General features: G+C 62.4%; 1 protein-coding gene. It reads left to right on the top strand.

All coding sequences use genetic code 11. The features are described 5' to 3' along the window. The first annotated feature begins 94 nt into the window (after positions 1-94). A complete protein-coding gene (locus AC2FIR_RS24085) occupies positions 95-1,447 on the top strand; it encodes an IS1380 family transposase (protein WP_496715919.1) in 1,353 nt (450 codons plus the stop codon). Positions 1,448-1,601: the final 154 nt, after the last annotated feature.

The raw sequence follows: 1,601 nt of genomic DNA, 5'->3' as shown, positions 1-1,601 counted from the left end.
CCCACATTCCCCAAGTAAGTCGCTGTTTCCGCTGTCGTGATCGTGTTATTTCCGATATAAATCATGGTGTTGGTGACTACGCGGGACACGTTTCATGGATCACCTGGAGGGTGCGGGCTTGCAGCAGGCAGATCGGGTGGATTTCGACCGCCGTGTGCGGCTGGAATTTCGTGGCACGCAGCTCAGTTCCGACGGCGGCCTTCTGGTGATGCGCGAGCTTGATGACGCGCTCGGGTTGTCCGATCTGGCGGCAACAGCATTACGAGACACGCGACGCGGCAAGAACACGGTTCATCGGCTCGACGGCCTGTTCCGGCAATCGGTGTTTGGGCGGCTGGCCGGATACGAGGATGTCAACGACGCCGACCGTCTCGCCCTTGATCCGGTCATGCGTCAGGTCGTTGGTGGTCGGGCTGTCGACGTGCAAGCGGCATCTGCCTCGCAAATGGGACGGTTCGAGACCGGGACGCTGGCTTTGCCCGAGAACCGGGCAGCGCTGGCTGACCTGAACGGCCAGTGGATTGATCGCTTCCACGACCGCAACGGGCTGAAGTATATCGTGCTCGACATGGACAGCTCGGTCAGCCCCACCCATGGGGACCAGGAAGGGTCCGCTTGGAACGGGCATTTCGACTGCACCTGCTACCATCCCAACTTCCTGTTCAACCAGTTCGGCATGTTGGAGCGCTGCGCCCTGCGCCATGGCAACGTCCACAGCGCCGATGGCTGGCGGGATGTCCTCGATCCTGTCATCGCCCGGTATGCCGAGCGTGACATCATGCGGTTCTTCCGGGCGGATGCCGCCTTTGCAATGCCCGCGATCTACGAACGTCTGGAAGAAGCGAAGTACTTCTACGCCATCCGCTTGCCTGCCAACACCGTCCTGCGTGAGCAGATCGCGCATCGGCTGACCCGCCCCGTTGGGCGACCTTCGCAGACCAAGGTCAAGCGCTTCTACGAGGACTTCGAGTATCAGGCGGCGTCTTGGGACAAGCCGCGCCGGGTGATCGCCAAGATCGAATGGCATCCGGGCGAGCTGTTCCCGCGTGTGGGTTTCATCGTCACCAACCTGCCCATGGAACCAGACTGGGTGGTGCGGTTCTACAACCAGCGCGGCACCGCCGAGCAACACATCAAGGAAGGCAAGCACGCCTTCCGCTGGACGCGACTGTCATGCCGGAAGTTCCGCGACAACGAGGTGCGCCTGCAACTGCACGCGCTGGCATATAACCTGGCAACCTTCCTGCGCTGCATCGAACTGCCCGAGGCCATGGCGGACTGGTCATTGACCAGCCTGCAACTCAAGCTGATCAAGATCGGCGCCCGCGTCGTGCGTCACGCTCGCGCCATCACCTTCCAACTGGCCGAGGTAGCCGTCACCGGCCCGATGGTCCGCGCCATCCTCGCCGCGATCCGCCGCCTTCGAGCGCCACCGCTATGCGCGTGATCGAGGGCCAAGCCAAAACTGAACGAAAGCGGCAGGACAAGTCTGCCCGATGCGCTGAAAAACGTCGCCGCCGGGGCCGGGATGCGCTGTTTTTTGGGCCCATTCACCCAACTTCGGGCGTTTGCGCGACGACAGACGCTGTTCGGGGCGGAAA

Source organism: Ruegeria sp. CDSB136, assembly GCF_059610965.1.
This window is presented reverse-complemented; position numbering and strand designations above follow the sequence as displayed.